General features: G+C 67.0%; 25 protein-coding genes, 2 pseudogenes and 1 riboswitch. Of the genes and pseudogenes, 15 read left to right on the top strand and 12 right to left on the bottom strand.

The genetic code is table 11. The annotated features are described in order from the left end of the window. Window positions 1-25: 25 nt before the first annotated feature. On the bottom strand, window positions 26-1,273 hold the full coding sequence (locus ATL42_RS01295; protein WP_169925309.1) for a glycosyltransferase family 4 protein: 1,248 nt from the start codon (window positions 1,271-1,273) through the stop codon (window positions 26-28). Window positions 1,274-1,451: 178 nt separating this feature from the next. Here ATL42_RS01295 and ATL42_RS01290 point away from each other — a divergent pair, with 178 nt between their 5' ends. Further along, window positions 1,452-2,552 carry a glycosyltransferase gene (locus ATL42_RS01290; protein ID WP_245861964.1) on the top strand — a complete coding sequence of 367 codons (1,101 nt, stop codon included), beginning with the start codon at window positions 1,452-1,454 and terminating at the stop codon, window positions 2,550-2,552. Between the two features lie 150 nt (window positions 2,553-2,702). On the opposite strand, the pseudogene ATL42_RS01285 reads toward ATL42_RS01290, so the two are convergent. Then, window positions 2,703-2,780: pseudogene (locus ATL42_RS01285) on the bottom strand (NAD(P)-binding protein); the annotation flags it as partial. 605 nt (window positions 2,781-3,385) lie between these two features. Between ATL42_RS01285 and ATL42_RS01280 the strand changes: the two are divergent. The 5 genes and pseudogenes from ATL42_RS01280 to ATL42_RS01255 all read left to right on the top strand — a co-directional run bounded on the left by ATL42_RS01280 (window position 3,386) and on the right by ATL42_RS01255 (window position 6,919). Next, a complete protein-coding gene (locus tag ATL42_RS01280) occupies window positions 3,386-3,754 on the top strand; it encodes a YciI family protein (RefSeq protein WP_211281761.1) in 369 nt (122 codons plus the stop codon). Between the two features lie 4 nt (window positions 3,755-3,758). Beyond that, a complete protein-coding gene (locus ATL42_RS01275; protein ID WP_098453801.1) occupies window positions 3,759-5,012 on the top strand; it encodes an RNA polymerase sigma factor in 1,254 nt (417 codons plus the stop codon). Between the two features lie 228 nt (window positions 5,013-5,240). After that, window positions 5,241-5,480: pseudogene (locus ATL42_RS01270) on the top strand (sigma factor); the annotation flags it as partial. Between the two features lie 140 nt (window positions 5,481-5,620). After that, on the top strand, window positions 5,621-6,106 hold the full coding sequence (locus ATL42_RS01265; protein ID WP_098456234.1) for a GNAT family N-acetyltransferase: 486 nt from the start codon (window positions 5,621-5,623) through the stop codon (window positions 6,104-6,106). A 561-nt stretch (window positions 6,107-6,667) separates the two neighbouring features. Next, window positions 6,668-6,919: a DUF2283 domain-containing protein gene (locus ATL42_RS01255; protein WP_098453798.1), complete on the top strand. Its 252-nt coding sequence runs from the start codon at window positions 6,668-6,670 to the stop codon at window positions 6,917-6,919. Window positions 6,920-7,172: 253 nt separating this feature from the next. On the opposite strand, the gene ATL42_RS01250 is transcribed toward ATL42_RS01255, so the two are convergent. Both ATL42_RS01250 and ATL42_RS01245 read right to left on the bottom strand, forming a co-directional pair. Next, window positions 7,173-8,567: an IS1380 family transposase gene (locus ATL42_RS01250; protein WP_098453764.1), complete on the bottom strand. Its 1,395-nt coding sequence runs from the start codon at window positions 8,565-8,567 to the stop codon at window positions 7,173-7,175. 59 nt (window positions 8,568-8,626) lie between these two features. Next, complete coding sequence (locus ATL42_RS01245; RefSeq protein WP_098453797.1) at window positions 8,627-9,403, bottom strand: DNA-binding protein; 777 nt, start codon at window positions 9,401-9,403, stop codon at window positions 8,627-8,629. Window positions 9,404-9,633: 230 nt separating this feature from the next. Between ATL42_RS01245 and ATL42_RS01240 the strand changes: the two genes are divergently transcribed. Beyond that, on the top strand, window positions 9,634-10,101 hold the full coding sequence (locus ATL42_RS01240; RefSeq protein WP_098453796.1) for a DUF952 domain-containing protein: 468 nt from the start codon (window positions 9,634-9,636) through the stop codon (window positions 10,099-10,101). A 606-nt stretch (window positions 10,102-10,707) separates the two neighbouring features. Continuing rightward, window positions 10,708-11,073, top strand: coding sequence for an SdpI family protein (locus tag ATL42_RS16935; RefSeq protein WP_098453795.1), 366 nt, complete (start codon window positions 10,708-10,710; stop codon window positions 11,071-11,073). A gap of 425 nt (window positions 11,074-11,498) precedes the next feature. On the opposite strand, the gene ATL42_RS01225 is transcribed toward ATL42_RS16935, so the two are convergent. Then, window positions 11,499-12,518: a hypothetical protein gene (locus tag ATL42_RS01225; protein WP_098453794.1), complete on the bottom strand. Its 1,020-nt coding sequence runs from the start codon at window positions 12,516-12,518 to the stop codon at window positions 11,499-11,501. Further along, a complete protein-coding gene (locus ATL42_RS01220; protein ID WP_169925308.1) occupies window positions 12,515-13,219 on the bottom strand; it encodes a helix-turn-helix domain-containing protein in 705 nt (234 codons plus the stop codon). Before ATL42_RS01220 ends, ATL42_RS01225 begins: the two co-directional genes overlap by 4 nt. A 130-nt stretch (window positions 13,220-13,349) precedes the next feature. Here ATL42_RS01220 and ATL42_RS16815 point away from each other — a divergent pair, with 130 nt between their 5' ends. Together ATL42_RS16815 and ATL42_RS16615 are read left to right on the top strand one after the other, a co-directional pair. Next, entirely contained in the window at window positions 13,350-13,478 is a 129-nt protein-coding gene (locus tag ATL42_RS16815) for a hypothetical protein (RefSeq protein WP_281254259.1), read from the top strand. An 82-nt stretch (window positions 13,479-13,560) separates the two neighbouring features. Further along, window positions 13,561-14,028, top strand: coding sequence for a transposase (locus ATL42_RS16615; RefSeq protein ID WP_245861956.1), 468 nt, complete (start codon window positions 13,561-13,563; stop codon window positions 14,026-14,028). Window positions 14,029-14,485: 457 nt separating this feature from the next. Here the strand turns inward: ATL42_RS16615 and ATL42_RS16325 are convergent, their stop codons facing one another. Then, a complete protein-coding gene (locus tag ATL42_RS16325) occupies window positions 14,486-14,674 on the bottom strand; it encodes a hypothetical protein (RefSeq protein ID WP_169925307.1) in 189 nt (62 codons plus the stop codon). 155 nt (window positions 14,675-14,829) lie between these two features. Between ATL42_RS16325 and ATL42_RS01205 the strand changes: the two genes are divergently transcribed. From ATL42_RS01205 to ATL42_RS01195, 3 genes are all read left to right on the top strand, one after another. Further along, the gene (locus ATL42_RS01205) at window positions 14,830-15,297 is read left to right on the top strand and encodes a hypothetical protein (protein ID WP_143556668.1); all 468 of its coding nucleotides are present in this window, start codon (window positions 14,830-14,832) and stop codon (window positions 15,295-15,297) included. Further along, window positions 15,294-16,724, top strand: a complete 1,431-nt coding sequence (locus ATL42_RS01200) for a 4Fe-4S binding protein (RefSeq protein WP_098453791.1) — start codon at window positions 15,294-15,296, stop codon at window positions 16,722-16,724. The genes ATL42_RS01205 and ATL42_RS01200 overlap by 4 nt, the downstream gene beginning before the upstream one ends. 102 nt (window positions 16,725-16,826) lie before the next feature. After that, the gene (locus ATL42_RS01195; protein WP_098453790.1) at window positions 16,827-17,408 is read left to right on the top strand and encodes a M15 family metallopeptidase; all 582 of its coding nucleotides are present in this window, start codon (window positions 16,827-16,829) and stop codon (window positions 17,406-17,408) included. A gap of 10 nt (window positions 17,409-17,418) precedes the next feature. On the opposite strand, the gene ATL42_RS01190 is transcribed toward ATL42_RS01195, so the two are convergent. From ATL42_RS01190 to ATL42_RS16610, 4 genes are all read right to left on the bottom strand, one after another. Then, entirely contained in the window at window positions 17,419-18,297 is an 879-nt protein-coding gene (locus ATL42_RS01190) for a F510_1955 family glycosylhydrolase (RefSeq protein ID WP_143556667.1), read from the bottom strand. A 79-nt stretch (window positions 18,298-18,376) separates the two neighbouring features. Beyond that, window positions 18,377-18,988 carry a DUF305 domain-containing protein gene (locus ATL42_RS01185; protein WP_098453788.1) on the bottom strand — a complete coding sequence of 204 codons (612 nt, stop codon included), beginning with the start codon at window positions 18,986-18,988 and terminating at the stop codon, window positions 18,377-18,379. Window positions 18,989-19,084: 96 nt separating this feature from the next. Next, window positions 19,085-19,504 carry a hypothetical protein gene (locus tag ATL42_RS01180; RefSeq protein WP_098453787.1) on the bottom strand — a complete coding sequence of 140 codons (420 nt, stop codon included), beginning with the start codon at window positions 19,502-19,504 and terminating at the stop codon, window positions 19,085-19,087. Window positions 19,505-19,743: 239 nt separating this feature from the next. Next, window positions 19,744-19,904: riboswitch (cyclic di-AMP (ydaO/yuaA leader) on the top strand. After that, window positions 19,890-20,060 carry a hypothetical protein gene (locus ATL42_RS16610; RefSeq protein ID WP_245862818.1) on the bottom strand — a complete coding sequence of 57 codons (171 nt, stop codon included), beginning with the start codon at window positions 20,058-20,060 and terminating at the stop codon, window positions 19,890-19,892. Its footprint overlaps the riboswitch before it by 15 nt. Here ATL42_RS16610 and ATL42_RS01175 point away from each other — a divergent pair. Then, on the top strand, window positions 20,053-20,700 hold the full coding sequence (locus ATL42_RS01175) for a C40 family peptidase (RefSeq protein ID WP_342748078.1): 648 nt from the start codon (window positions 20,053-20,055) through the stop codon (window positions 20,698-20,700). The genes ATL42_RS16610 and ATL42_RS01175 overlap by 8 nt on opposite strands. A 231-nt stretch (window positions 20,701-20,931) precedes the next feature. Here ATL42_RS01175 and ATL42_RS01170 read toward each other — a convergent pair whose 3' ends face one another. Then, window positions 20,932-21,300 carry a hypothetical protein gene (locus tag ATL42_RS01170; RefSeq protein WP_098453785.1) on the bottom strand — a complete coding sequence of 123 codons (369 nt, stop codon included), beginning with the start codon at window positions 21,298-21,300 and terminating at the stop codon, window positions 20,932-20,934. Window positions 21,301-21,678: 378 nt separating this feature from the next. Here ATL42_RS01170 and ATL42_RS01165 point away from each other — a divergent pair, with 378 nt between their 5' ends. Next, window positions 21,679-21,939 carry a DUF2933 domain-containing protein gene (locus tag ATL42_RS01165; protein ID WP_098453784.1) on the top strand — a complete coding sequence of 87 codons (261 nt, stop codon included), beginning with the start codon at window positions 21,679-21,681 and terminating at the stop codon, window positions 21,937-21,939. Window positions 21,940-22,130 lie beyond the last annotated feature (191 nt).

Here is a 22,130-nt window from a genome sequence, read left to right as displayed (position 1 = left end):
CCAGAGATTTCTGTGCCACGAGCGGTCAGCCCGCCGTGCGGTAGAGGTCCAGGTAGCGGCCGGCGACCCGGTCCCACGTGTACTCGCGCTGCACGAGCGCGTTGCCGGCCTGTCCGAGGCGCCACCGGAGGCCCGCGTCGTCGAGCAGCCGACCGAGGGCGACGGCCAGGGCGTCGGTGTCGGTCGGGTCGACGAGCAGGCCTGTCTCGCCCTCCGTGACGAACTCGGGAGGACCACCACGCGTCGTCGCGACGACGGGCGCGCCCGCGCGCCACGCCTCGAGCACCGTGATGCCGAAGGACTCTGCGCGCGACGGCACGACGACGAGCGTCGCCCGAGCCATCTCCTGCGCGACCTGCCTCCGGTCGAGCCGGCCCGGCAGGTCCACACGGTTCGCGATACCCAGCTCCGCCGCGAGCGCCCGCAGCGAGCCGTCCTCCGGGCCGTCCCCGCCGATGCGCAACCGGGTGCCGACCGGGACTCGGCCCGCGTCCGCCGCCGCAGCGAAAGCCCGCACGAGGAGGTCGAAGCCCTTGACGCGCTGGAGCCGCCCGACGGCGAGCACGACCGAGCGCTCGGCAGCAGCACCTGCATCGGCATCGGCATCGGCATCGGCATCGGCATCGGGCAAGCAGACACCGGGTTCCGTGAGGTCGACGCCGTTCGGCACGGTCGACGCTGCGCTCGCGTCCCAGCGCGGGAAGCGGCGCGCGAGGTCGTCGAGCACCACCCGGGAGCAGCCGGTGACCGCAAGTGCACGACCCATCGCGGCGCCCAGGGCCCACGGCACGAGCCGGGAGGCGTCGAAGACGGAGTGGTCGTCGGCGAACGTCTCACCGTGCGAGCTGACGACGAGCGGCACGCGGGCGAGGCGGTGCAGCGCGAGGGCGTAGACGCCGTTGGGGCCGAAGCACTGGACGTGCAGGACGTCCGGCTGGCCGCCGTGCGCTCGCCGGAACGCGCGCAGCGCACCTGCCCAGCGCCACGCAGCGGACGGCAGCCGGGCCGCGAAGGTCAGGACGTCGCGGACCGACCGGGCAGGCAGCGGTGTCGGCAGGTAGCGGACCGTGACGCCGTCGACGGTTCGCGGACGCAGGTGCTCACCGCGGTCGACCGTCCACACCTCGACGCCGTGACCGAGCCTCGCGAGGACCCCCGCGACGCGCCGGGTGTGCTCTTCGACGCCGCCCGTGTACGGGTCGAACGAGCTCGCGACGAGGACGGTGCGCACGGGGCGTGCGCCCGTGCGCGTCGGCTCGCTGTCGACCAGCACCCGAATCACCCCGCCCTCACCTGTACGACGTCCGCTGGTGTCGGACCGCACGGGTCGCTGTCCGGCATGATGGGCATGTTCGCACAGCGAGCACCGCACGTCGATGGCTCCGTCTCTCGACCTGCGCGGGCACCCGCGCAGCCACCCCTGCAGCACGCACCCGAGAACTGGTGGTCCCGTGACTCCTCCCTCTGTCGGCCACATCGTGCTGGCTCGCGTCGCTGTGGACACCCCCATGGGTGCGCAGGTCTACCAGGAGGAGATCGCGTCGCGCGCTGACGAGTCCCTGCGCACCGCAGCGGACGAGGGCTCGTCGACCGGCCTCTCGACGGAGCAGCCGTGGCGGGTGGACCACACCGTCGTGCGCTCGCTGCGGTCGCCGCTCTCGGGGACAGCGCGCCTCCCCCTGGGCTATCTGGGCAACGCCTCGGCGCGGGTGCGCGCCGTCGCCGGCCGGCTGCTCTATCCGCGCGACGCCGTGGTGCACCGCATGGACCTCATGCTGCCCCCCGCACCGGAGCGCGAGATCCTGACGATCCACGACGTCGTCGCGTGGCGCTTTCCCGACGAGTCGCGACCCGTCCGCGCGGCGGCCGAAGAGGCCCGCCGTGCGGCCGCCGTCATCTGCGTGTCCCGCTTCAGTGCGCACGAGGCGGTCGAGCTGCTCGGCATCGATGAGCCGCACGTCGTCTACAACGGTGTGAACCAGGAGTTCTTCGACGCCGACAGGATCCCGTCGGCGTACATCGCGTCGCTCGGCGTGCGCGGGCCCTACGTGCTCCATGCGGGCGGCGCGTCGCGTCGCAAGAATCTCGCGGCGCTCGCTGAGGCGTGGCCGGCGATCCGGTCGGCGCGACCGGAGCTCACGCTCGTGCTCTCCGGTCCGGAGCATCCCGACCGGACCCGGCTGTTCGCTGGTCTGGCCGGGACACGTCTCGTGGGGCGCGTGCCCGCGGCGTCGGTCCCTGGTCTCGTCGCGGGTGCGGTCGCCGTGGTGGTCCCGTCCCTCCACGAGGGCTTCGGGCTGCCTGCGCTCGAGGCGATGGCTGCGCGGACGCCGGTCGTCGCCGCGGCGACGAGCTCGTTGCCAGAGGTGGTCGGGCACGCGGGCATCCTCGTGGAGCCGACCGCGGCCGACATCGCGGACGGCGTCGTGTGGGCGACGAGCGGCGACCCGCAGATCGCGCTCATGGTGGAGGCGGCCCGGTTGCGTGCGGCGGAGTTCACGTGGGAGCGCAGCGCCCTCGAGCACGCCCGCATCTGGCGCTCGGTCGGCTGACGCGACCATCACAGGACCTTGCGACGGCGCCAGAACGGCGTCGCCCAGCGGTCCTCCGACGCGTAGCAGCGGGCATGCTCGACGAGGTCTCGCAGCATCGGCTGCACGTCGGGCGCGAGGGCCTCCCACCCGGATGTCCGTGAACGTCCTTCGCTCGACCAGCATGACGTCGAGTCCTGCTCGCGCGAGCCGCAGCGCGGTCGCCGAACCTGCTGGCCCTGCCCCCACGACGACGTCGAGCAGGCGTGCGGCAGACCGCGTCACCGTGAACGGTGTCACCGTGACCCGTCCTCGTCGCAGCCGCGGCTCTCCTTCCCGACGCACCTGCGCACCCGGTCGAGGTCGATCGCAGGGTGGATCCTGTACGTCGTGGCCATGATGCACCGCCAGCTGGAAGGGACTGTCGTTCCAGCGTCTGCCCACCCACCAGAGAGGCACAACGGGCGGATGGAGTGAGATGTCTGTTCACCCCGAGGGTGAGGGTGGGGTGGGCGGCGGCCGTCGCCGGGCATCGGACGACACCCGCACTCAGAGCCCTGCTCGATTCTGCACGGATCCCCTCCGGCCTCAGGGAACCCCTGAGATCCGCGGTGCCGACGGTCTGCCGTGCCAGCTGGCTCACCATCACTACCTCCTGCGACCACGCCAGAGTGCTACCCCACGCTCGACCGCGGCCCGGACCAGCGGACAGCAGCGCTCGTGCTCCAGGCCCTCGTCGGCCTCAGCCCTGTGCATCGCGGATGTTCGGACGGCAGACTGTCGATGTGCGCTCGGTTCGTTCGTCGAAAGAGAGAGCGGGCGCAGCTGGTGCCCCCGGAACAAGGATGTGGAGCATGGCAAAGTACCTGGTACTCATCTATGGCGACGAGCAGCAGTGGGAGGCCCTCACGCCCGAGGAGCAGAGCGCGAACCACGCTGGTCACCAGACGTTCACATCGGCGGCCGGACCGCGGATCGTCGGTGGCGAGGAGCTCGAGCCGAGCTCGACCACGACCACGCTGCGGCGGACGTCGGCTGGAGACGTGTCGGTGACCGACGGGCCGTTCCTCGAGACGAAGGAGGTGCTCGGCGGCTACTACGCGGTGGAGGCGGACGACCTCGACGAGGTGATCGCGCTCGCCCGACAGCTTCCCGAGCTGTCTATGTCGCACAACGCTGTCGAGATCCGCCCTGTGGTCGACCACAGCACGTCGATGCCCTGAGCGCGTGGACCCGTCGTCTCACGACGTCGTCAGGGCGGTGGAGGAGGCGTGTCGCCGCGAGTGGGCGCGGGTGCTCGCGGCGACGGCGCGACTCACGCGCGACCTCGACCTGGCGGAGGACTGCACGCAGGAGGCGTTCACCCAGGCTCTGCAGTCCTGGCCGGTCGCTGGAGTTCCCGACCGTCCGGGGGCATGGCTGACCACTGTCGCTCGCAACCGCGCGCGAGACGCGCTCCGGCGGGAGGCGCGTCTTCGCACGACGTTGCCTCGGCTGGTCGTGGCCGACGTCGTCGGTGCACCCGGCGACGCCGAGCCGACGCCTGCCATCGACGACGACCGGCTCCGTCTCATCTTCACGTGCTGCCATCCCGCGCTCTCCCGGGAGGCACAGGTCGCGCTGACGCTCCGGCTGCTGTGCGGCCTCACGACGGCCGACGTGGCCCGGGCGTTCCTGGTCCAGGAGTCGACGATGGCTGCACGGCTCACACGAGCCAAGCGGAAGATCGCCACGGCGCGCATCCCCTACCGGGTCCCGTCACCGGAGGAGCTCCCGCAGCGGCTCGCCGCGGTGCTCGACGTCCTCCAGCTGGTGTTCACCACCGGCCACTCGGCCCCACGTGGTGCAGACCTCATCAACAGCGAGCTGCTCGACCACGCACTGGGTCTCGCACGCGTGCTTCACGACCTCCTCCCGCACGAGAGCGAAGCGACCGCGCTGCTCGCGCTGATGCTCCTGACCGATGCCCGGCGCGCGAGCCGGGTGTCCGCCTCGGGCGAGCTCGTCCTGCTCGCTGACCAGGACCGCAGCCGCTGGGACAGCACCACGATCGCCGAGGGCATCGACCTCCTTGTCGGGGCGCTGGGGCAACGACCTCCCGGTCGGTACGCAGTCCAGGCTGCACTCGCCGCCGTCCATGCCGAGGCCCCCAGCTGGGAGGCGACCGACTGGGCGGAGATCGTCGCGCTGTACTCCGTCCTGGCACGGCTGTGGCCCTCGCCGGTCGTCGAGCTCAACCGCGCGGTGGCCGTCAGCATGCTCGACGGTCCGATCGCAGGCCTGGCCGCACTGGACCGCCTGCTCGACGAACCGGCGCTAGCAAGGTACGGCTACCTCGACGCCGCCCGGGGAGATCTCCTGCGCAGGCTAGAACGCTGGAACGAGGCAGCAGCGGCCTACGAGGAGGCGCTGCGCTTGACGGACAACGACGTCGAACAAGCCTTCCTGCGCCGCCGGATCGCTGAGGTACGGACGACGTAGCCATCGCCCTCACCGCCCCCGCCGACCCCACGGTGCCACCGGGAACCAGGCCCAGCCTCACGCCTCCGAGCGGCTGTCACCGACGTCATGACACAGAACATCTAGGTGTTGTGGGTCATGACGTTGGTGGCACGCGCATGGAGGGGCATGCCCCATCGGTCTGATCCCACCTGACGGCGACACGTTTCGTCGACGGAGAGTGGACGGGCGGGCTATGGCCGACTCGTCGCGCTGCTCGCCTCGGCTACGCGTGACGTCGCCCTTGCCGAGGACGTGCTCGCGGATGCGTTCGAGCGCGCGCTCGCGACGTGGCCGACCTCTGGCATCCCCGACGATCCCGAAGGGTGGCTGCTCACAGTGGCCCGCAACCGCCTGCGCGACGTCCTCGGCTCTGCCGCCCGTCGGACCTCTGTGCCCCTCGAACTTCGGCTCGCTGCGACTGGAGCAGACGCAGACGGTCGAGGTTGAAAGCAAGACAGAGGTCGCGTGCCTGCAGCGCGCCCTTGATTCCGGGGCGCCGTTCGTCCTGGAGGCGCCGATGTGTCGATGTGTCGACCGACCAAATCCGATCGACCGCACGGCTGGCACTCAGATAGGTTCTTCGGGTGATGATCCGAACGGGTACCGATGACGACTGGCCGGAGATTTTTGCCTTCTACTCGGCCATCATGGCCGAAGGTAGGACCTACGCCTTTCCGGAAGGCCAGACGCTGGATGAAGCGCGCCCTTGGTGGATGGAACAGCCTCCTGGGCGGACTGTCGTCGCCATCGAGGGGCAGCAGATCTCGGGTTCGGCCAAGATGGGTGCCAACCGGCCTGGTAGAGGCGGACACGTGGCTACGGCGTCGTTCCTCGTCGATCCACCCCATCAAGGCAAGGGCATCGGCCGGGCGCTGGGTGAGCATGTAGTCGAGTGGGCGCGCAAGGAGGGGTACCGCGGCATCCAGTTCAATGCCGTCGTCGAGGTCAACCGCCCCGCCGTGCACCTGTGGAAGTCCTTGGGGTTCGAGGTCATCGGCACGGTGCCCGAGGCATTTGACCATCCGGACGATGGAATGGTCGGGTTGCACGTGATGCACCTCAAGCTCGCGTGACCTGGACCTGCACCCCCGTCCAGCCTGCAGAGCTCGCGACGTCATCGTGCTCACCCCCACCGTCGTGCTCAGTCGGTACGCGGCCCCAGCGGCCAATCCGGCTCGTCGCAATCGGGGGTGTAGTCGTGGTCTGAAGCGGCAACTCCACGGCATACACATATCCTGTAGATCCCATCAACTTCTATGACCTTGATGGTTTGATGGCACAAGCCGCACTCCTGGCAGGCGGCGCCGCGGTTCTGGGCGTATCGGCCTCGACCATCTTGCTTATGTTGGGCTTCGCGATTATCGGGACAATCCTTGTTTACGCCGCTTGGCATGGAGCTAGGGCCGCTGTAAAAAACTCTCCACTATGTATCGAGAGAAGAAGTCGACGCACGCAAATCAGCGCCAGGGCCAACGCGGCATTATTGACGATATGGTTCGCGACGTAATACGAACTGGAAAAAAGAGTCGAGGTAACGGGAACGGAACCTGGGTTTACACCGGTAAATCTATCCGAGTTATTGTAAACGCAAAAGGCAAAGTAATAACGGTCACGAGACGCTGAGGAGAGAAGCCATGGACGAGTTGGACGAGTTGCCGCACACGGTCTGGGTCACGTGGGAAGCAGAAGACAACCTTGGCTACATACGCTTGGGGGAAATAGGGGATGGGCAAGCAGCCGTTCAGAAAATCGTACCTTACCCTCGAGGAGCCGGTGAGATCATACTGGATTTTAGCGAGGAAGGAGTCCTCCTGGGAATAGAGTTTCTGGGAATCGACGCCATGCCGCCCTCCATGATTCCTAAGAACGTCCGGGACAAGGCTTAGAAACACGCGAAGCGAGGCTGCGCCCACGAACCGGGTGCAAATACGGAGCCCGATCCTATACGGGCCGCGTATGAGCTAGTTAGCCTCGATCTTTCATCGGGCTCATGAGGTGGGTCGTTTGGGCGTCAGGGCGCCTGCTCGGGTGTGATTCTGCCTTGTGGGTATGACAGATGGTCCCGTGTCGTCGGGTTGGGCGCCGGTTCCAGGTCCGGGTGGTCGCGCGGGGGTCGTTGAGTCAAGGGTGTGCTGGCGCTCAGCCGGGTGCGGGTCGGGCTCGCAGGGCTTGGACTGCTTGAGCGGCCAGCGCTGCCCAGGGCGCTCGGTTGGAGAGGCGGAGCCAGGTGCGCCGGCCGGTGCGGGCGATGACGGCGGGGATGGTGAACAGGCGTAGGCGCAGGCGTTTGGGTTCCCAGCGGCGGGCCTGGTGGTCGGTGAGGGCGAGCATGCCCATCCAGGCCAGGAGGTCATTGGCGAGGGCGACGATCGCGCACCAGATCTGATTCTGGGCGAAGGCCTTGAGGGGGAGGTTGCGCAGACCGGTGTCCTTGGCGATGCGGATGCGGTCTTCACATCTGGCGCGGCGGCGGTGGCGCAGCTCGAGGTCAGCGAGCTGACCGGCGGGCGTGTTCGTCACGAACGCGGTGATGCGCATCCCGTCAACGTCCTCGAAGCGCAGCTGGGCCCCGGGGTGGGGTCGTTCCTTGCGAACGATGACGCGCATGCCTGCCGGCCAGGCGGTCAGGTCCATCAGGTCGGTGAGCTCAGCGATCCAGGCGCCGTCACGGACCTCGTCGTGAGCGTCCAGGGCCGGGGCCCAGACGGTCTCGGGGATGCGGGCCAGCAGGTCGGGGGTGTTGCCAGGCAGCGTGAACCCGACCGAGTAGCCCAGGCGGTGGGTCGTGAGCCATTCGATGAGGGTTTTGGTTCCGCCTGCGCCGTCGGTGCGGACCAGGATCTTCTTACTGCCCCGCGTCCGCCCGCCATGACCAGGGAGCTGAGCCAGAGCATCTCGGAGAACCGCGATGTGATCGGCGGCGGTGTTCGACCCGGCATTGCCCGGCCGCAGCATGATCGCCAGCGGTTCCCCGGTCCCGGCGCCGCCGTGGTCGACGAACGCGCACAGGGGATGGAACCCGAACCCGCGCTTGAACGTCGGCGCCGCGTTCTCCTTCTCCGAATGCGCCGTGACCAGCGTCGCGTCGAGGTCGATGACCAGAGGGTCCACCGCGCTGGCGCCCGCGTCGGGGGCGCGCTCACCAGCCAGGCGCCAGGCCGCCGAACGGGCCGCAGCTCGGGCGGTGTTGATCGCCGCCAACGCTGCCGGGGCATCAGCGGCCAACGCCGCGATCGTGCGCGAAACCGTCGGATCCGAGGCGACCGCGCCATAGACACCGGGCTCGGCGCGCAGCACCGCGACGTCCGCCAACGCGTCCCCACCCAACGCCAGGGCGACCGCCAGGTCCACGATCACCTTGCCCGGGTCGTGGAACGCCGTCGGCTTACGCCACCGCGCCAAGCCCGTCGACAACGCCCGATCCAGACCCGTCGCCCGGACCGTCTCGGTCAACAGCACCCCACCAGCCTGACCAACCGCGGACGTCGCCGACGTGACGATGTTCAGACGGGGATACGCGACGGTAGTCTTCACCTTGAAGGTGCTCCTCGAACTAGTCAGAATCGGTCCTCAACAAACCGTATTCTTCCAGGTCAGGAGCACTTTCTTGCGTCATGACACCTACTGAGACCCACCCCGCCATGAAAGCCCGAGGCTAGACAGGTGGTGCAGCGACTCTCACAAGCCAGCGATGCTGCCTTCGACGAGAGCGCACTCTCGGCCGTGGATGCCTCACGTGTGGCGCGTGCATCCTCAAAAGCGACACGTAGCTGCTCGGTGCCCTCGACCGCGCCACGCGCGGCCTGGGCGCGAACTTCTTCGAGTTCTGCGCGGGCATCCTCGAGGCTCTGGGTCATCCATGCGATCTCCGTGCGGCCCAGGACGCTGGCCGTCTCATCTGCCTGCGCGGCGAGGCTGTCGGCCTCGGCGCGGGACTCCTCGACAGATGCTCGTGCCGCCGCCAATGCGGCGTCGTGCTCAGCGCGCGCCGCCTGGACGGCGACGCTCCACAGCGTCGTCGTACTGCGCCGTACAGCCTGGTCCACGGCAGCCGGCATGGCCGGCACGTTGGCCTCGGCCCTGAAGTGCTCTGCGCGCTCGGACCGCCACTCACGCAGGTAGCGCGTAGCGTCGGCATTTGAACACTGCGCCCGCACGCGCACGAGCGCCACCGTCGGCGTCGGCGTCGCGCCACTCTCGGTAGCGATCTCCTCCGCCGCCGAGAAAACCCGTTCCTTGATGCCCCCCCCCCTAATTCTTACTACTACTACAGTGCTACTACCAACCCGGCTTCCCTCACCCTGGGGTATCTGGTTGGGTCGGAATCTCCGTGACGATGCATGTGAGGGGCCAAGATGAGTGAGTTTCATGCGCTGGCGGCGCGTTGGCGAAATGAAGCCGCCCGAGCGCGGATGGATTATCGGCTCATCACAATCGGGGGTGTAGTCGTGGTCTGAAGGTGCCGGTCTCGAGGAGTCCCGTTACAGAACTCGACCTTTCCACCGAGATCGAGCGGACGAAATCGAATACTCTAGCGATTGGCCGTGGGCGCCTGGACGGCCCGTTTTAAACCCTTGGCACAGTTGGAGGATTGATCACGATGGCCCTGCCCACAGACCCCACACCGCTGGCGGACCCGAGCGGTGACCCGAGCCGGACACCGGCGGTCTGGCACCTGGCACACCGGTCCGACTGGCAGGCTGCCGTCACCAGCGGCTCCTACCGCACCTCGACCAGGGGCGCGTCGCTGGACGAGGTCGGCTTCATTCATGGATCGCGGCCGCACCAGCTCGCGCCCGTCGCCGAGCTCGTGTACGCCGATGACGACCAGGACCTGTGCGTCCTGGTGATGGACGAGCAGACCATCCGGTCCTCCGGTGTCGACGTCCGCGAGGAAGACGGCGGCGACGGCGAGCTGTACCCGCACATCTACGGCCCGATCGATCCCGCGTGGGTCCGTGACGTTCGTGCCGCATGGTTCGACTCGGCTGGTCGATTCACGGTCGGCGAGCCTGAGATCGAGCTGGCGCGTCAGCCCCTGGAACCCGATGCAGGATGTCTGGCGTGACCCCCGCTTCCTCACCGTTGCCGACAACGATGCCGAGCCTGCGGGGGCGTTCGGTCGTGCTGCGCTCGTTCCGCGACGCCGATGCGGATGTCGTTCGTGAGGCGTCCAGCGATCCCTTCATCCCTGCGATCACGACCGTCCCGACGTCGTCTGATGACGTCGAGGTCCTAGCTTTCATCCGCCGCCAGCACTCGCGTCTGCCTGAGGGCGAGGGTTATTCGTTCGCCATCGCCGATGCCTCAGCGACTGGGGACTGTCTCTGCCTGGAGTCACTTGGGTCCAGCTGTACGCCGAGCCGTGGAACGAGGGGTCCTGGCGGGTGGCCGAGTCTGTAGGATTTCAGCGAGAGGGACTGCTGCGAGGGTGGGAGCGCGTGGGCAACGAGCCCCGCGACATGTTCATGTATTCACTGCTCCGCGACGACGCGTAGGAGACAGCGCCGGAGCCATTCCGGACATGGGAAGTTTCGATGCGATGTTCGGTCTTGCCGGACAGCTGGCCTCTTCTGCCGACATCGATCGGTTAGAGTGATCCGGAGTCGCGGCTATCCCCGGGCGTGCAGCGTCTATAATTGAGGCTCGGAACGTAATCATCGAAGGAGTTCGGATGGAGTCCATGGGTGTTGGAATAAGTTTGTCGCTAGGACTTTTTCTGCTTTCCGCTATGATGGTTTATATTGCGCAGTCAGGTGAGCATTTGGGCGTCAATGGTGCGATCGGTATTCGCACGGGTGCTACGAAGGCGTCGCCGGAAGCGTGGGTCGCTGGCCATCGGGCTGCGGCCGCCTGGTTGAAAGCAGGCGGGTGGGTCGCAGGGTCAGGTGCCGTTCTGACTATCACGGTCGGTGTCGTGGTCGATAGTGCTGATTCCGTCGGATTGGTGGGAGTTGCCGGCTACGTTGCGTCGCTGTATTGCCTTATTGCGGCGACACGCTCCGCAAATCGGGCAGCGCGAAGCGCCCCGACCACGTAGGGCGTTTTTGCTGCCGAGAATGCTAGTCGCGCCGAGTGGTCTCTTACCGCTGGTCTGCGCTAAGGGGTGTTCTCACCAGGATGGGCTGGCTTGAGGAGCGCTAAGGTATGCTGACCTGCAGGTTAGTTGGGTCCTCGGTTTGAGGGCTCTTCCCAGATGAGGGTGTAGTACCGGTCTGGTCACCGGATCATGCCGCGCATCGCCCCCATGCGGATCGCTCGTTCCCGAAGGTCCTCGGGGAACTTCTTCGGTGCTGTCACGACACTCATCCTTTCGTGGAATGAGAGCCTCCATCAAACCCGGTACGAGACAAGGTGTTCCTCGAGCTGACGCGTCACCACATATTTTGGGGTCGTGCGCAGGATCGCCCTCACGTGTGCAGGGAGCGCGACTTACCCACACCAGGTCGAGCGGCAACCACGGGGTCAAGCCCTGTCTAGGAGGAGGTCTAGGACATCCTCAGCGGCCAGTGGATCCATGGAAGTGCGGCGTTGGGCCTCGGTAAAGCGGTCGGCAGCTCGTTGGATGCGCGTGCGGTCTTCTGACCGGAGTTCACTGGCATACCTGACGACGTCCCCAGATGCGGCAAGGGCATCGATCAGCATGACGAGGTCGCTGAAGTGACGGTCGGTGTCGCGCCGGTCGCTGAGCGCTGCGGTGGACTTGATAGTCAATGCTCCGAGCAGGTCAGGCACCCTGATCGGTCCGGTTTGTCCGTCGTGGAGCTCGATGGTGAGTCGTTGCGTGCGTGCGAGCGCCTGCTGGACACCGGGGAGCTCGACTGCCGGCCGGAGGGCGGCGGTGTGGGGGACGATTCTTTGGTCGTTGACGCGCTCGGGTACCAGCAGGTCGATCAGCACGGGGTCTCGCGACCACCGGTATGACAGGTTCTCCCCCGTCATCGAGTCGGGAGTGATGTCGACAAATCCGAGCTGGGCCATGTCTCTGGTGAGCTCTCGCAGGGCTCGGCGGTGGGTGAATACGCCGACGGCGATGTCAGCATCGCCGGTCGCCCGGGTGAACGGGACACCGTGGCGGACGCAGTGCGTCATCACCATGAGACCTCCCACGACGGTCCAAGGGTGAGGCGATGTATCGAGTGCCTGGAGTACCGCGAACGTCTCGGTCAGGACAGGGTCGAGGGCGGGAAGGCTGAGCGTCCCAGGCATCTGCGGAAATCGTACGGACCCGCTGCGCAGGAGCTCGCCGGCGGCGTGCAGAGAGGTCGCGGTGGCCTGGGGGGCTGCCGGGGAGAGCTGGTCGCGCAGGCGCAGACGATCTGCGTGGTGCGCTGGGAGCTGGCGCAGGAGGTTGTTCAGGTTCTCTAGAGCGACATGGTGCTCGATTGAGGGCCCCGGGGCGTCGAGGTGGGCGCGCGCAGTCTGCTCGTCGGTCGTCGTCAGTGTCGTGACGATCTCGATCAGCACCTCGGTGGGGACGATCACGACTTGAATCCTTCCGTGGTCGTGATGGCAGCGAGCAGCGCGGTGCCTGCGTAGACCGTGCGGGGGTCGTTCTCGGTCAGCAGGTCGTGGGCGACGACGAGGCGAAAGGCGTTGCGCCCGTCCGCCCCGAGCGCAGGGAGCCCGAACGGGGGTGGGACGCTGATCGTCACGTTCCCTGCGCTCGACCGCAGGAGCCCTAGGGTGCGCCGGAGGTGGTCGACGTCGTCGAGGGTGTGGGTCCAGACGGCGGCACTGACGGCTCCTACGAGCGGGTCGGTGACGAGGTTGGATGCGGAGCGCCCTGATCGCACCGTTGACGATGCGGCCATGACCGCTTCGACCTGGGCTGGGGAGGCCTTGAACGTCATGCGTGTCTGGGCGAGGCGTGCGGTCCAGGCTTGCCAGGTCCCACGTGACGTTCCCGCGGAGGCAAGCCTGGAACGTAGGCGGGAGCGTTCCTCCGCTCGCAGCCACGTGGGCTGCACCCCGTCCAGGAGCGCGGCAGCCGCCCATGCGATCCGCGGGGACAAGGCACGGATGTATGCGGGGCGCTCGTGACGCACGAAGTTGTCGAGGTCGCGCTCGTCGATCGCGTAGGCAGCGCCCACCTTCGTTGCCCGAAGGGCTCCCCCAGCGATCAGCGCCCGCACGCGACGAGTCGAGAGGCCCGTCTGTCTAGCCGCCTCTGTAACACTTAACATGACACTCATGTTCCGATGTCGGAACATGAGTGTCAATAGTGGAGGTGCGAGACGATGAGTCGCTGACCTACCTGCTTCGTCGCGGGCGTCGGCGCGTCGTTGCCCTGGTAGGCGTCGATGCCTTCCGATGATGGGAGTTCTCGCGACGCCCCACGGCGAGGTCGTCGACGACGCCGAGTTCCCCACCACGAGCGCGGGGATTGCTCGGGCGCTCGACCGGGCGGGGCGCCGCACCGGCGGTGACCTCGAGGCGCTGTGAGTGATCGAGTGCTCTGCCTCCTACGGAGCCCAATGGGCGCGCGGTCACGACGGCGGGCAACCAGGTCGTCGAGGTCTCCAAGTTGCGCTCCCGCACCGTGGCACTCGAGATGGTCATCGCACGCACTCAGGCAGTGCGGCTGGCCGAACGTGTCCTCGACCTCGACAAAGAGCTCGCCGAGAACGTCAAGACAACCACGTCACTACTCAACCAGAGTCCGGCGTGCGTCGTGCTCGACAAGCCTGGGATCGGCCCCGTGACAGTGGCGGTGGCAATGGCCGCATGGTCACACGAGGGACGCATGTACTCCGAGGCGGCGTTTGCCTCGCTCGTGGGCGTCAGCCCGATCCCCGCGTCCTCTGGCAACAGAGTGCGTCACCGTCTCAATCGCGGTGGCGATCGTCGGTTGAACAAGGCCCTGCACATGGTCATGATCGTGCGCATGACGCACGATGTGGAGACGAAAGACGAATCGCTGAAGGGCTCACGAGGCGCGAGATCCGCCGCATCCTCAAGCGCTACCTCGCCCGACAGATCTATCGTGCACTGACGGCCGCAAGCAGGGCCCACGAGCCCGCCGCGAATCCGATCCCTACCGCAGCGATCATGGCTTGACAGACATAGAAGGGTCGCTGCCGCCGTCCTGGACGGCCTTCCACGTGGTCAAGCCCGGCACGCAGATCGTGGAGGAAGTCCGGCTCCGGTTCCAGGACGAGACGCTGGTCCACTGCGGACGCAACGGCGACCCGCTGTTGGGAATCTAAACCATTTTGCGGGCGGGGCGCAGAACCGCACCGACAAACAACTCGCGCGCTCGAAAGTAGCGATCGATGCCCACAAGTCTCACGAGAGAGTCTACGTCGCCTGGCGCTACGCCTAGGACCTGCGCGCCGCCTACCGCGCCAAGGACCTGACCGAAGGCCGTCGCCGCGCCGCGCCGCGCCGAAAGGATCATCGCGACGTTCCCCACCTGCCCGATTCCCGAGGTTGCCCGACTGGGCCGAACTCTACGCCGCTGACGCGACGCGTTCCTGGCCTGCGGATACCGCAACCGCGACAACTACCGACACAGAACGCTCCTCGCCGCCGGCGGACTCCCCCCTAGTCCCCACGGGTTCGGCGAAGAGCTCCGTAAGCCTCACGAGAAGGTCCGAATACCCTGCCAGTTCCAACGCGCTCTCGTCCAGCGTCTTCATGCCGTCATCGTGCCGGGTCAACCTCTGTGGATCGGACGGACTCGATGTTCTCAATTGATGAAGGTTCGATTGAGGTTCGCCCTGAGGCCCACAAGTCCCACGCGAGTGGCCGCGATGGCGGCGACGCTTCTGGCTGCAGACCCAGAGGAGTTCCCATGTACGTCGCTCTCGTCCGGCTGTCGTCCGTCGTTGCACTCACGGTGCCGCTGGCCGCCTACCTCGCCCTCACCATCGCGGTGCCCGAGCACCAGGAGGTGACGGTCGACTACGTGTCCCAGCCCGCGGGCCTCGCGACCGACGACGGCCCCCTGCCCGAGGACCCCACGACGCCGCCCGCGGGCGACATGGAGGATATGGAAGGAATGGACCACTCGACCCCTGTCGAGGAGGAGCACGGTCAGCACGAGGGGACCAGCGACGACCACCCCGACGAGGTGGCCCCCACACCTGACCGACCCCGGGTCCCGGTGCTGTCGGCGTTCGGCGGGCTGAACGCTGTCGTGCTGGTCAGCGCCGCGGTGCTGCGCCGGCGCAAGCGCCACCACGAGCCCCAGCGCCGCAGCGACAGTGACCTGCCCCTCACCGCCCGCCTAGCTGACCGGCCGCGAAGGATCCCGCGATGACCATGCCCATGCTCACACCGCCCGCCGCTCACGACGTCGATCCCGACGTGACCCCGGGACCAGACCTCACGCCACCACCGGTGGGCCGCAACCTCATGACGATCCCGTGGGTCGCCCGGTCGCTGCGCAGCCGGTGGTACCCGAAGATCTTCCAGATCCCGGTCGCGGCGGTCTTCGGTCTCGTCGCCTACCAGCTCCTCGCCGGGCCGGACGTCGCGCACGAGAACGCGGGCACCGCGCTCATGTGGGTGCTGTGGTGGCCCGTCATCCCGATCGTGTTCGTGCTGCTCGGCCGGTTCTGGTGCGCGGTCTGCCCGTTCGGGGGGCTGACGGACGTCGTGCAGAAGTGGGTGGGCGTCAACCGGCCGGTGCCCAAGTTCCTCAAGAACTACGGCATCTGGATCATCGACGCCTCATTCCTCGCGATTACGTGGGCCGACCACGTGTGGGGCGTCGTCGAGTCGCCCTGGGGCTCGGGGGTCCTGCTGCTCCTGCTCACCACGGCCGTCATCGCCTCGGGTGCCTTCTTCCAGCGGCGCACCTTCTGCCGCTACCTGTGCTTCCTCGGCGGTTTGTCCGGCAACTACGCCCGCGTCGGGATGGTCGAGCTACGCGCCGACTCCGGGATCTGCAAGACATGCACCGCCAAGGCCGTCTGCTACAACGGCAACGACAAGGTCGCCGGCTGCCCCCTCTTCACCTTCCCGCGCACGATGGACGAGTCCGCGAACTGCAACCTGTGCGCCAACTGCATCAAGGCCTGCCCCAACGACGCCATCCAGATACGCCTGCGCAAACCCACGAGCGAGCTGTGGTTCATCACCAAGCCCAAGATCGAGCAGTCCTACCTCGCGATGGCGATCATGGGCATCGTCCTCATCCAGAACATCACGATGCTCGAGGTCTGGACCGACGTCCTCGCCTGGATCGAGACCGCCACCGGGATCACGAGCTACCCGCTGATCTTCACCGTCGCATTCGCCGTCGCCGTGACGGTCCCGGTCGCGCTCCTCGCCCTCGCCTCACGCGTCGCGGCCGCCGGCAACCTCGAGAGCACCACGATGAACTTCGCCCGCTTCGGGTACGCGCTCATCCCCCTCGACGTCGCAGCCCACCTCGCACACAACCTCTTCCACCTCCTTGCCGAAGGCGGCTCCGTCTACACCACCGTCGCTGCGCTCTTCGGAGCGAACACCTCCCGCGTCGACCCCGCGCTCCTGAGCACGGGCACCATCCAGGTGCTCCAGCTCGCGCTGCTCGCACTCGGCGTCGCGGGCTCGCTCTACACGGCCCGACGCATCGCCCACCGCCGCTACCGCACGGATGCCCGCCGCCGAGCGACCCTCATGCCCTATGCAACCATCGTCATCCTGCTCGGCGCGGTCAACGTGTGGATGTTCCTCCAGCCCATGGCGCACCGCATGTGACACCGAGCGCTAGCACCGAGATCCTCTACATCACGCCTCACGCTCATAAGGAGCGCGGCATGGTCGATGGGACAAGTCGACTAGAGAGGAGGTGGAGCAGACGTGGACGGAATCGCCGCAATTACTCAGCGGATCACCGAGATTCAGGCGACGATCGGCTCGTTCTCCCCACCGGTCCCCAACCTCCCGGACTCGGCCCGCTCGGGCTCGTTCGGTCAAGCCCTCGGACTGGCCGTCGACGACCTGTCGAAGGCCAGCGCGGCGGGCGCCGGAGCCGCCTCGTGGTCAGCTGCTGGCGTTCCCGCCGACCTGGCCCGCTACGGCAACGGCGAAGTTCCCCGCGCGGAGCTCGTGAATGTCGCAGGCACCGGGCATCGCCTGTGGGCGCCGGCCGGGAAAGCGTTCGAACAGCTGCTCGCGGATGCAGCCAAGGATGGGGTCTCGATCGGGATCACCGATTCCTACCGCTCCTACGATGCGCAGGTCGACGTCGCAGAACGCAAGGGCCTGTACTCCCAGGGTGGCCTTGCGGCCACCCCGGGAACGAGTCCTCACGGCTGGGGCATCGCCCTTGATCTCGACATGAGCTCCCAGGCCCAGGCGTGGATGCGGTCCAACGCCGGACGCTACGGCTTCGTGGAGGACACTCCCCGTGAGCCGTGGCACTGGGTCTACCGCAAGTAGCCGAGTGACCTCACTCCTGGGACCAGGATCGTCCACCGTCTCCGGTGCGGTAGACCGTGCTGTCGAACGCGGCGAGGTATGACTCCTCTCCGACCGCCGTGAAGGCTTCTGGTGTTCCTTGCGGCACACCGGTGACAACCCACTGCTCACCGTTCAGCTTCCATAGCTTGCCGGTCGCGTCCACACCTGCGAGAGATGCTGTGAGCTGCTCCGACCTCCCGGGTACATGGGCGACCAGGACAAGCCGCTCTGTCGGCTGGAACTCGTGAGGCGCGAAGCTCTGCCCGCCGTCCGTACTCACGAAAAGGCCGGTCTCCGTCGTCGCGACGAGTCGGTCCGGGTCGTTCGGATCGACATCGACATCTCGAGCGTTGATGCTCGGTCCGCTCGCCCAGGTCACACCTGCGTCGTTGCTGATCTTGAGCAGACCGTCGGAGGAGTCCAAGCCGTAGAGCCGCTCCCCTGCTCCCGTGAGGTCGTGGAAGTCGCTGTGTCCGCGCAGGGAGACCTCCTCCCACCCGGCTCCAGCGTCAGTGCTGCGCAGCAGACCCAGATTTGCCGGCGCGACCTCCCCGGGAGCTGGGTGGCCGCTGGCGTAGAACGTGTCAGGCCCTGTGACCACGAAGCCCATCATGTCGCTTCGGCTCTCGCCGACGGGCTGCGGGACCGAACCATCGAGCTGGAAGAGTCCCTGGTGTGTTGCGACATATACCTTGTCGTCACCAGGGTTGAGACCGATGCCGTGGATGTGTTCGAACGTGGGCGACGCCGCGTCGGACGCGTCCTCGGCCGGGTCGTCGGTAGCTGGCGATGTGGCACACCCTGCGAGGGCGAGAACGACGGTGAGCGCCAGCACAGAGGCTGGTCGTGCGATGGGACGGGGGCGCATTGAAAGTCCTTAGGAAGGGAGAAGCAGGGCGTGGCGAGACAGCGTGATTCGCTGTCCCGCCACAGGAAGGTGAACTGAGTCAGAAGCTGTCGAGCATGCCCTGCATCGTTGCGATCTCAGTCGTCTGAGCGTCGATGATCGTCTGGGCGAGCACCAGAGCATCAGCGTTCTCGCCCGAGTCCAGCTCCTCCTGCGCCATCCCCACTGCGCCTTCGTGGTGGCTGGTCATCAGCTCGAGGAACCGTCGGTCGAACTCGGTTCCGGTCAGGGCACCGAGCTCGGCCATGACCGCTTCCTGGTCCAGTCCTTCCATCTCCATGTCGCCGTGGTCCATGCCTTCCATGCCGTCATCAGGCGAGGTCTCCTCACCCCAGCTCTCCAGCCAGGACGTCATGGTGTCGATCTCGGGCCCCTGGGCAGCGGAGATCTCCGTTGCGAGGTCCTTGACCTCCTCGCTCTCGGCGTTCGTCGCCGCAAGGTCAGCCATCTCGACTGCGCCTTCGTGGTGGACGATCATCATCTGTGCGAACTCGGTGTCGGCGCCGTTGTGCGCGACCTCAGCGGCCTCCTGAGATGTTTCCTGCGCCGCGGGTGTCGACTCCGCCTCGGGCGCAGCATCGCCGCACGCGGCAAGAGCTGTGGCCAGGGTCAGCGAGGCGGCGAAGGCAGCGATGCGTGTCTTGGTGTTCATGGTGGGCTCCATCGTCTAGCCCGTCCCTCGATACGAGGGACAGGATCTGGGTGTGGTTGCTCAGGTTCACCGCGGGGACGGCAAACCGGAGGGCTCCTACACGCGCAGGACGCACAGAGAGTGCGCCGGGATGGGTCGGTTGCCTCGACGGCGATGAGTCAGTGCCGCCACCAGCACGGCCGGGACGTCGTCGTGCACACGTCGCAGTCCGCTCCTGCCCAGGATCCACCGAGAGACGACCGGTACCAAGATTGCTGCTGCGACCAGAGCGCAGCACACCACGAGAACGTGGTGGAGCGAGCTGTCAGCCGCTGGGTGGTCCAAGGGAAGGAGCAGGATCTCTGACGCCGCGGGCGTCGTCCACGTCTCGTCCAGCAGGCCTGACGCGACCGACATCGGTGCCTCGAGCTCCATGTGCCCGCCGTGCCCGTCCTCAGACGCGCTGTTCAGCACGACCCCGAGGAGCACCACCAGGAGCAGGACGACGACAGCGCCGACGCGCTGGATGCTGCTCACCCGAGCGCGCACATGTCCCCCCAATCACCGGAAAGCCCCAACTGTGGACAGGCTAACAAGAGTTCCTGAGACCTCGATGAGCCCATCGTTGCTGGTCCCTTCGTCGGGGTGAGCGCTTCACCCCCACGAGCCGTGATCATCCCGTGACATACCACGGGTACGTCCTGTACTTTCGAGAGGCTCCACAGCGGCAAGATGCCAGTGAAGCGCTCAAGCGGCACGTCGAGCCCTGCCACCGCCTGAGGTTGCCGACGAATTCGTTGGCAGGGACGGGGGACCCAGAAGTGGGCGCGCAGCTCTGCGCCCTTGGGGTGAAGCCGCATGACCCGAGAGGTCATCGGCCGGGCGTTCTCCTACCCGAACCCGACAGCTAACCTCGCAGACGTCATGGAGAGAATATGAACTCGACGGTGAACTCTGCCCGCCATCGCGCGGCCAGGCGCCCTATCACGCCCCTGACGACGTTGCTCCTCAGTACCTGCGAGAACGCAACCACAATGCGTCGCCGGACAGTGGTCGCAGCCGCCTCCTCGGGACTCTTCGTCTCGATGTTCATCGGAGCGCCTGCCTCGGCAGCACCCGCCACCGCTTCCTCGCCGAGCACCGTGGACGTCGATGCACTGACAGCCCAGGCCCGCCAACAGCTGGATGTCGCGCCCGCAGTCACCGTAGCCACCGACGCGTCGTGGACCGTCGAGCACACTGCCGTCACCGTCACACCCGCGCCCGAGCCCGAACCCGAGCCGGTCCAGTCTGCCCCCGCCGCTTCGCGGACCGCCGAGCGTGCGCCCACCGCGACAGTGACGAGCGAAGCCGCCGCCCCGACGGAAGCTGCCGCTGAGGTTTCGATCCCTGCCGCGGCCTCCGGAAGCGCCATCATCGAAGCGGCCAGCCGCTACGTCGGCGTCCCGTATGTCTGGGGAGGAACTACCCCCACCGGATTCGACTGCTCCGGCTTCACCTCGTACGTCTACGCCCAGGTCGGCATCACCATCCCCCGCACCTCCGGCGAGCAGCAAGCAGCCGGCACCGTCGTCTCGCGAGACCAGGCGCAGCCCGGAGACCTCATCTTCTCCCCCGGCCACATCGGGATCTACGCGGGCGGCAACACGATGATCGACGCGCCCAAGCCGGGGAAGACCATCCAGTTCCGCGAGATCTGGCAGTCGAACCCCACCTTCGTCCGCATGACCTGATAGACGGTGTTGGGTCCTTGCCAGTCACGATCCTTCGCGCGACCGTGACTGGCAAGGAGACTGTGCTCATCGCTGCTCCAGACAGACGATCGCGTCTGCCGACGATCAAGATTGACTCGGTGTCAGCGGAGACGAGCCGCACGGGCAGGCGATGGTCAGTACCAACACTGCCGCGATCATGGCGAAGATGAAGGCCAGGTGGGGACCGACAAGCGACCAGTCCACGAAGAATCAGATCGCGCTAGGGATGACCGCGGGCACGAAGTAGCTGGAGACCTCGTCCACCAGGCGCTGGATCGGGGGCTTTGGATCCTTGCGCCTCGCGGACCGGCTTGTAGCTATGCGTGTGGTGGCCTTGTTCGGCGGGCCCGGTTCACTCGCGGGCGTTCTAGCGTCCGTGACATGCAGGCGACCGCGGACGATGGTCACGCCGTAGGCGAGCTCGAAGTCACCGATCGCCTCTTGCATGAGCTCGACTGTCGTCGTCTGGTGCGCGTGGTCGTCCTGGTCGTCCTTGAAGGTCGGCACGCCGACCCGGGAGGTGCAGTCTCCCGTCTCTTGCCGGTCGTACTCCATCCGCACCGGGATCCCGCGGGGCACCTGGATGACGTCGGGGCTGTAGTCGCCCAGAACCTTGACCGCCTGCCCCCATCGACGGTGCGTATCTGTTCCAGGTCCTCGGTGGGATGGGGTTCACCTGGTACGGCGGCCTGGTCGGTGGCGTGCTGTCTGCACTGGTCGACGTCCACCGTCACCGCTGACCCTGTTTCGGCCACATCGCACCGCCCGACCCTCGTCCCGGCGGCGTCGGACGCCTGACGTAGCAGCTAGTGCCGCAGGAAGATCTTCAGCGATTCTTCGTCACTTCTGCATCTGCCCGCACGGGTGGGCCCTGCAACCTCGAGAGGTCAGCAGCGGGACGTCGAGAGCTTGGTCAGTCGTCCACAACACGCACAATGAGAGATCTGGGTGAGAACGATGAACAAGCAGGATCACAATCACGGTGGGAAGTCCCACCTCCTGGGAATGCTGGGCATCGCCGCAGCGGTGCTGATCGTCCTGCTCGCCGCTGGGCGCTCCTTCAGTGAAGCACTTACTCTGGCCGCCGTGCTCGCCTGCCCGTTGATGATGGTCGGAATGATGTTCATGATGCGCAGGGGGCATGATCACTCCGACCACGAGGTCACGAAAGCACCGACCTCGCCGTCGGCGAGCAGCTTCACGCACCAGAACCACTGAGGCGCCCTCAGTTCGATCGACGCCGAGACCAGCCGGGTGCTGCCCACGATCGAGGGAGCGAACAGTCCAGACACCGTGCAGGTGAGCCCCGACGGGTCGACGGTCCAGGCGGTCAGTGGTCGCAAGGGAGCGCTCGTTGCCATCGAGGCAGGGCCGTCCTGGGCCGCCCGACGATCACGCCCGCCCTGCCC

The organism is Sanguibacter antarcticus (assembly GCF_002564005.1).
Taxonomy (GTDB): domain Bacteria; phylum Actinomycetota; class Actinomycetes; order Actinomycetales; family Cellulomonadaceae; genus Sanguibacter; species Sanguibacter antarcticus.
Note: the sequence above shows the minus strand (reverse complement) of the source record. Positions and strands in the feature narration are given on the sequence as shown.

Excerpts from the sequence above, each read along its gene's own strand:
- ATL42_RS01280 (WP_211281761.1), top strand. The coding sequence starts at position 3,386 with ATGGCAAAGTACCTGGTACTCATCTATGGCGACGAGCAGCAGTGGGAG.
- ATL42_RS01265 (WP_098456234.1), top strand. The coding sequence starts at position 5,621 with ATGATCCGAACGGGTACCGATGACGACTGGCCGGAGATTTTTGCCTTC.
- ATL42_RS01255 (WP_098453798.1), top strand. The coding sequence starts at position 6,668 with ATGGACGAGTTGGACGAGTTGCCGCACACGGTCTGGGTCACGTGGGAA.
- ATL42_RS01245 (WP_098453797.1), bottom strand. The coding sequence starts at position 9,403 with ATGAAACTCACTCATCTTGGCCCCTCACATGCATCGTCACGGAGATTC.
- ATL42_RS01240 (WP_098453796.1), top strand. The coding sequence starts at position 9,634 with ATGGCCCTGCCCACAGACCCCACACCGCTGGCGGACCCGAGCGGTGAC.
- ATL42_RS16935 (WP_098453795.1), top strand. The coding sequence starts at position 10,708 with ATGGAGTCCATGGGTGTTGGAATAAGTTTGTCGCTAGGACTTTTTCTG.
- ATL42_RS01220 (WP_169925308.1), bottom strand. The coding sequence starts at position 13,219 with ATGTTAAGTGTTACAGAGGCGGCTAGACAGACGGGCCTCTCGACTCGT.
- ATL42_RS16815 (WP_281254259.1), top strand. The coding sequence starts at position 13,350 with ATGGGAGTTCTCGCGACGCCCCACGGCGAGGTCGTCGACGACGCCGAG.
- ATL42_RS16325 (WP_169925307.1), bottom strand. The coding sequence starts at position 14,674 with ATGAAGACGCTGGACGAGAGCGCGTTGGAACTGGCAGGGTATTCGGAC.
- ATL42_RS01205 (WP_143556668.1), top strand. The coding sequence starts at position 14,830 with ATGTACGTCGCTCTCGTCCGGCTGTCGTCCGTCGTTGCACTCACGGTG.
- ATL42_RS01200 (WP_098453791.1), top strand. The coding sequence starts at position 15,294 with ATGACCATGCCCATGCTCACACCGCCCGCCGCTCACGACGTCGATCCC.
- ATL42_RS01190 (WP_143556667.1), bottom strand. The coding sequence starts at position 18,297 with ATGCGCCCCCGTCCCATCGCACGACCAGCCTCTGTGCTGGCGCTCACC.
- ATL42_RS01185 (WP_098453788.1), bottom strand. The coding sequence starts at position 18,988 with ATGAACACCAAGACACGCATCGCTGCCTTCGCCGCCTCGCTGACCCTG.
- ATL42_RS01175 (WP_342748078.1), top strand. The coding sequence starts at position 20,053 with ATGTTCATCGGAGCGCCTGCCTCGGCAGCACCCGCCACCGCTTCCTCG.
- ATL42_RS16610 (WP_245862818.1), bottom strand. The coding sequence starts at position 20,060 with ATGAACATCGAGACGAAGAGTCCCGAGGAGGCGGCTGCGACCACTGTC.
- ATL42_RS01165 (WP_098453784.1), top strand. The coding sequence starts at position 21,679 with ATGAACAAGCAGGATCACAATCACGGTGGGAAGTCCCACCTCCTGGGA.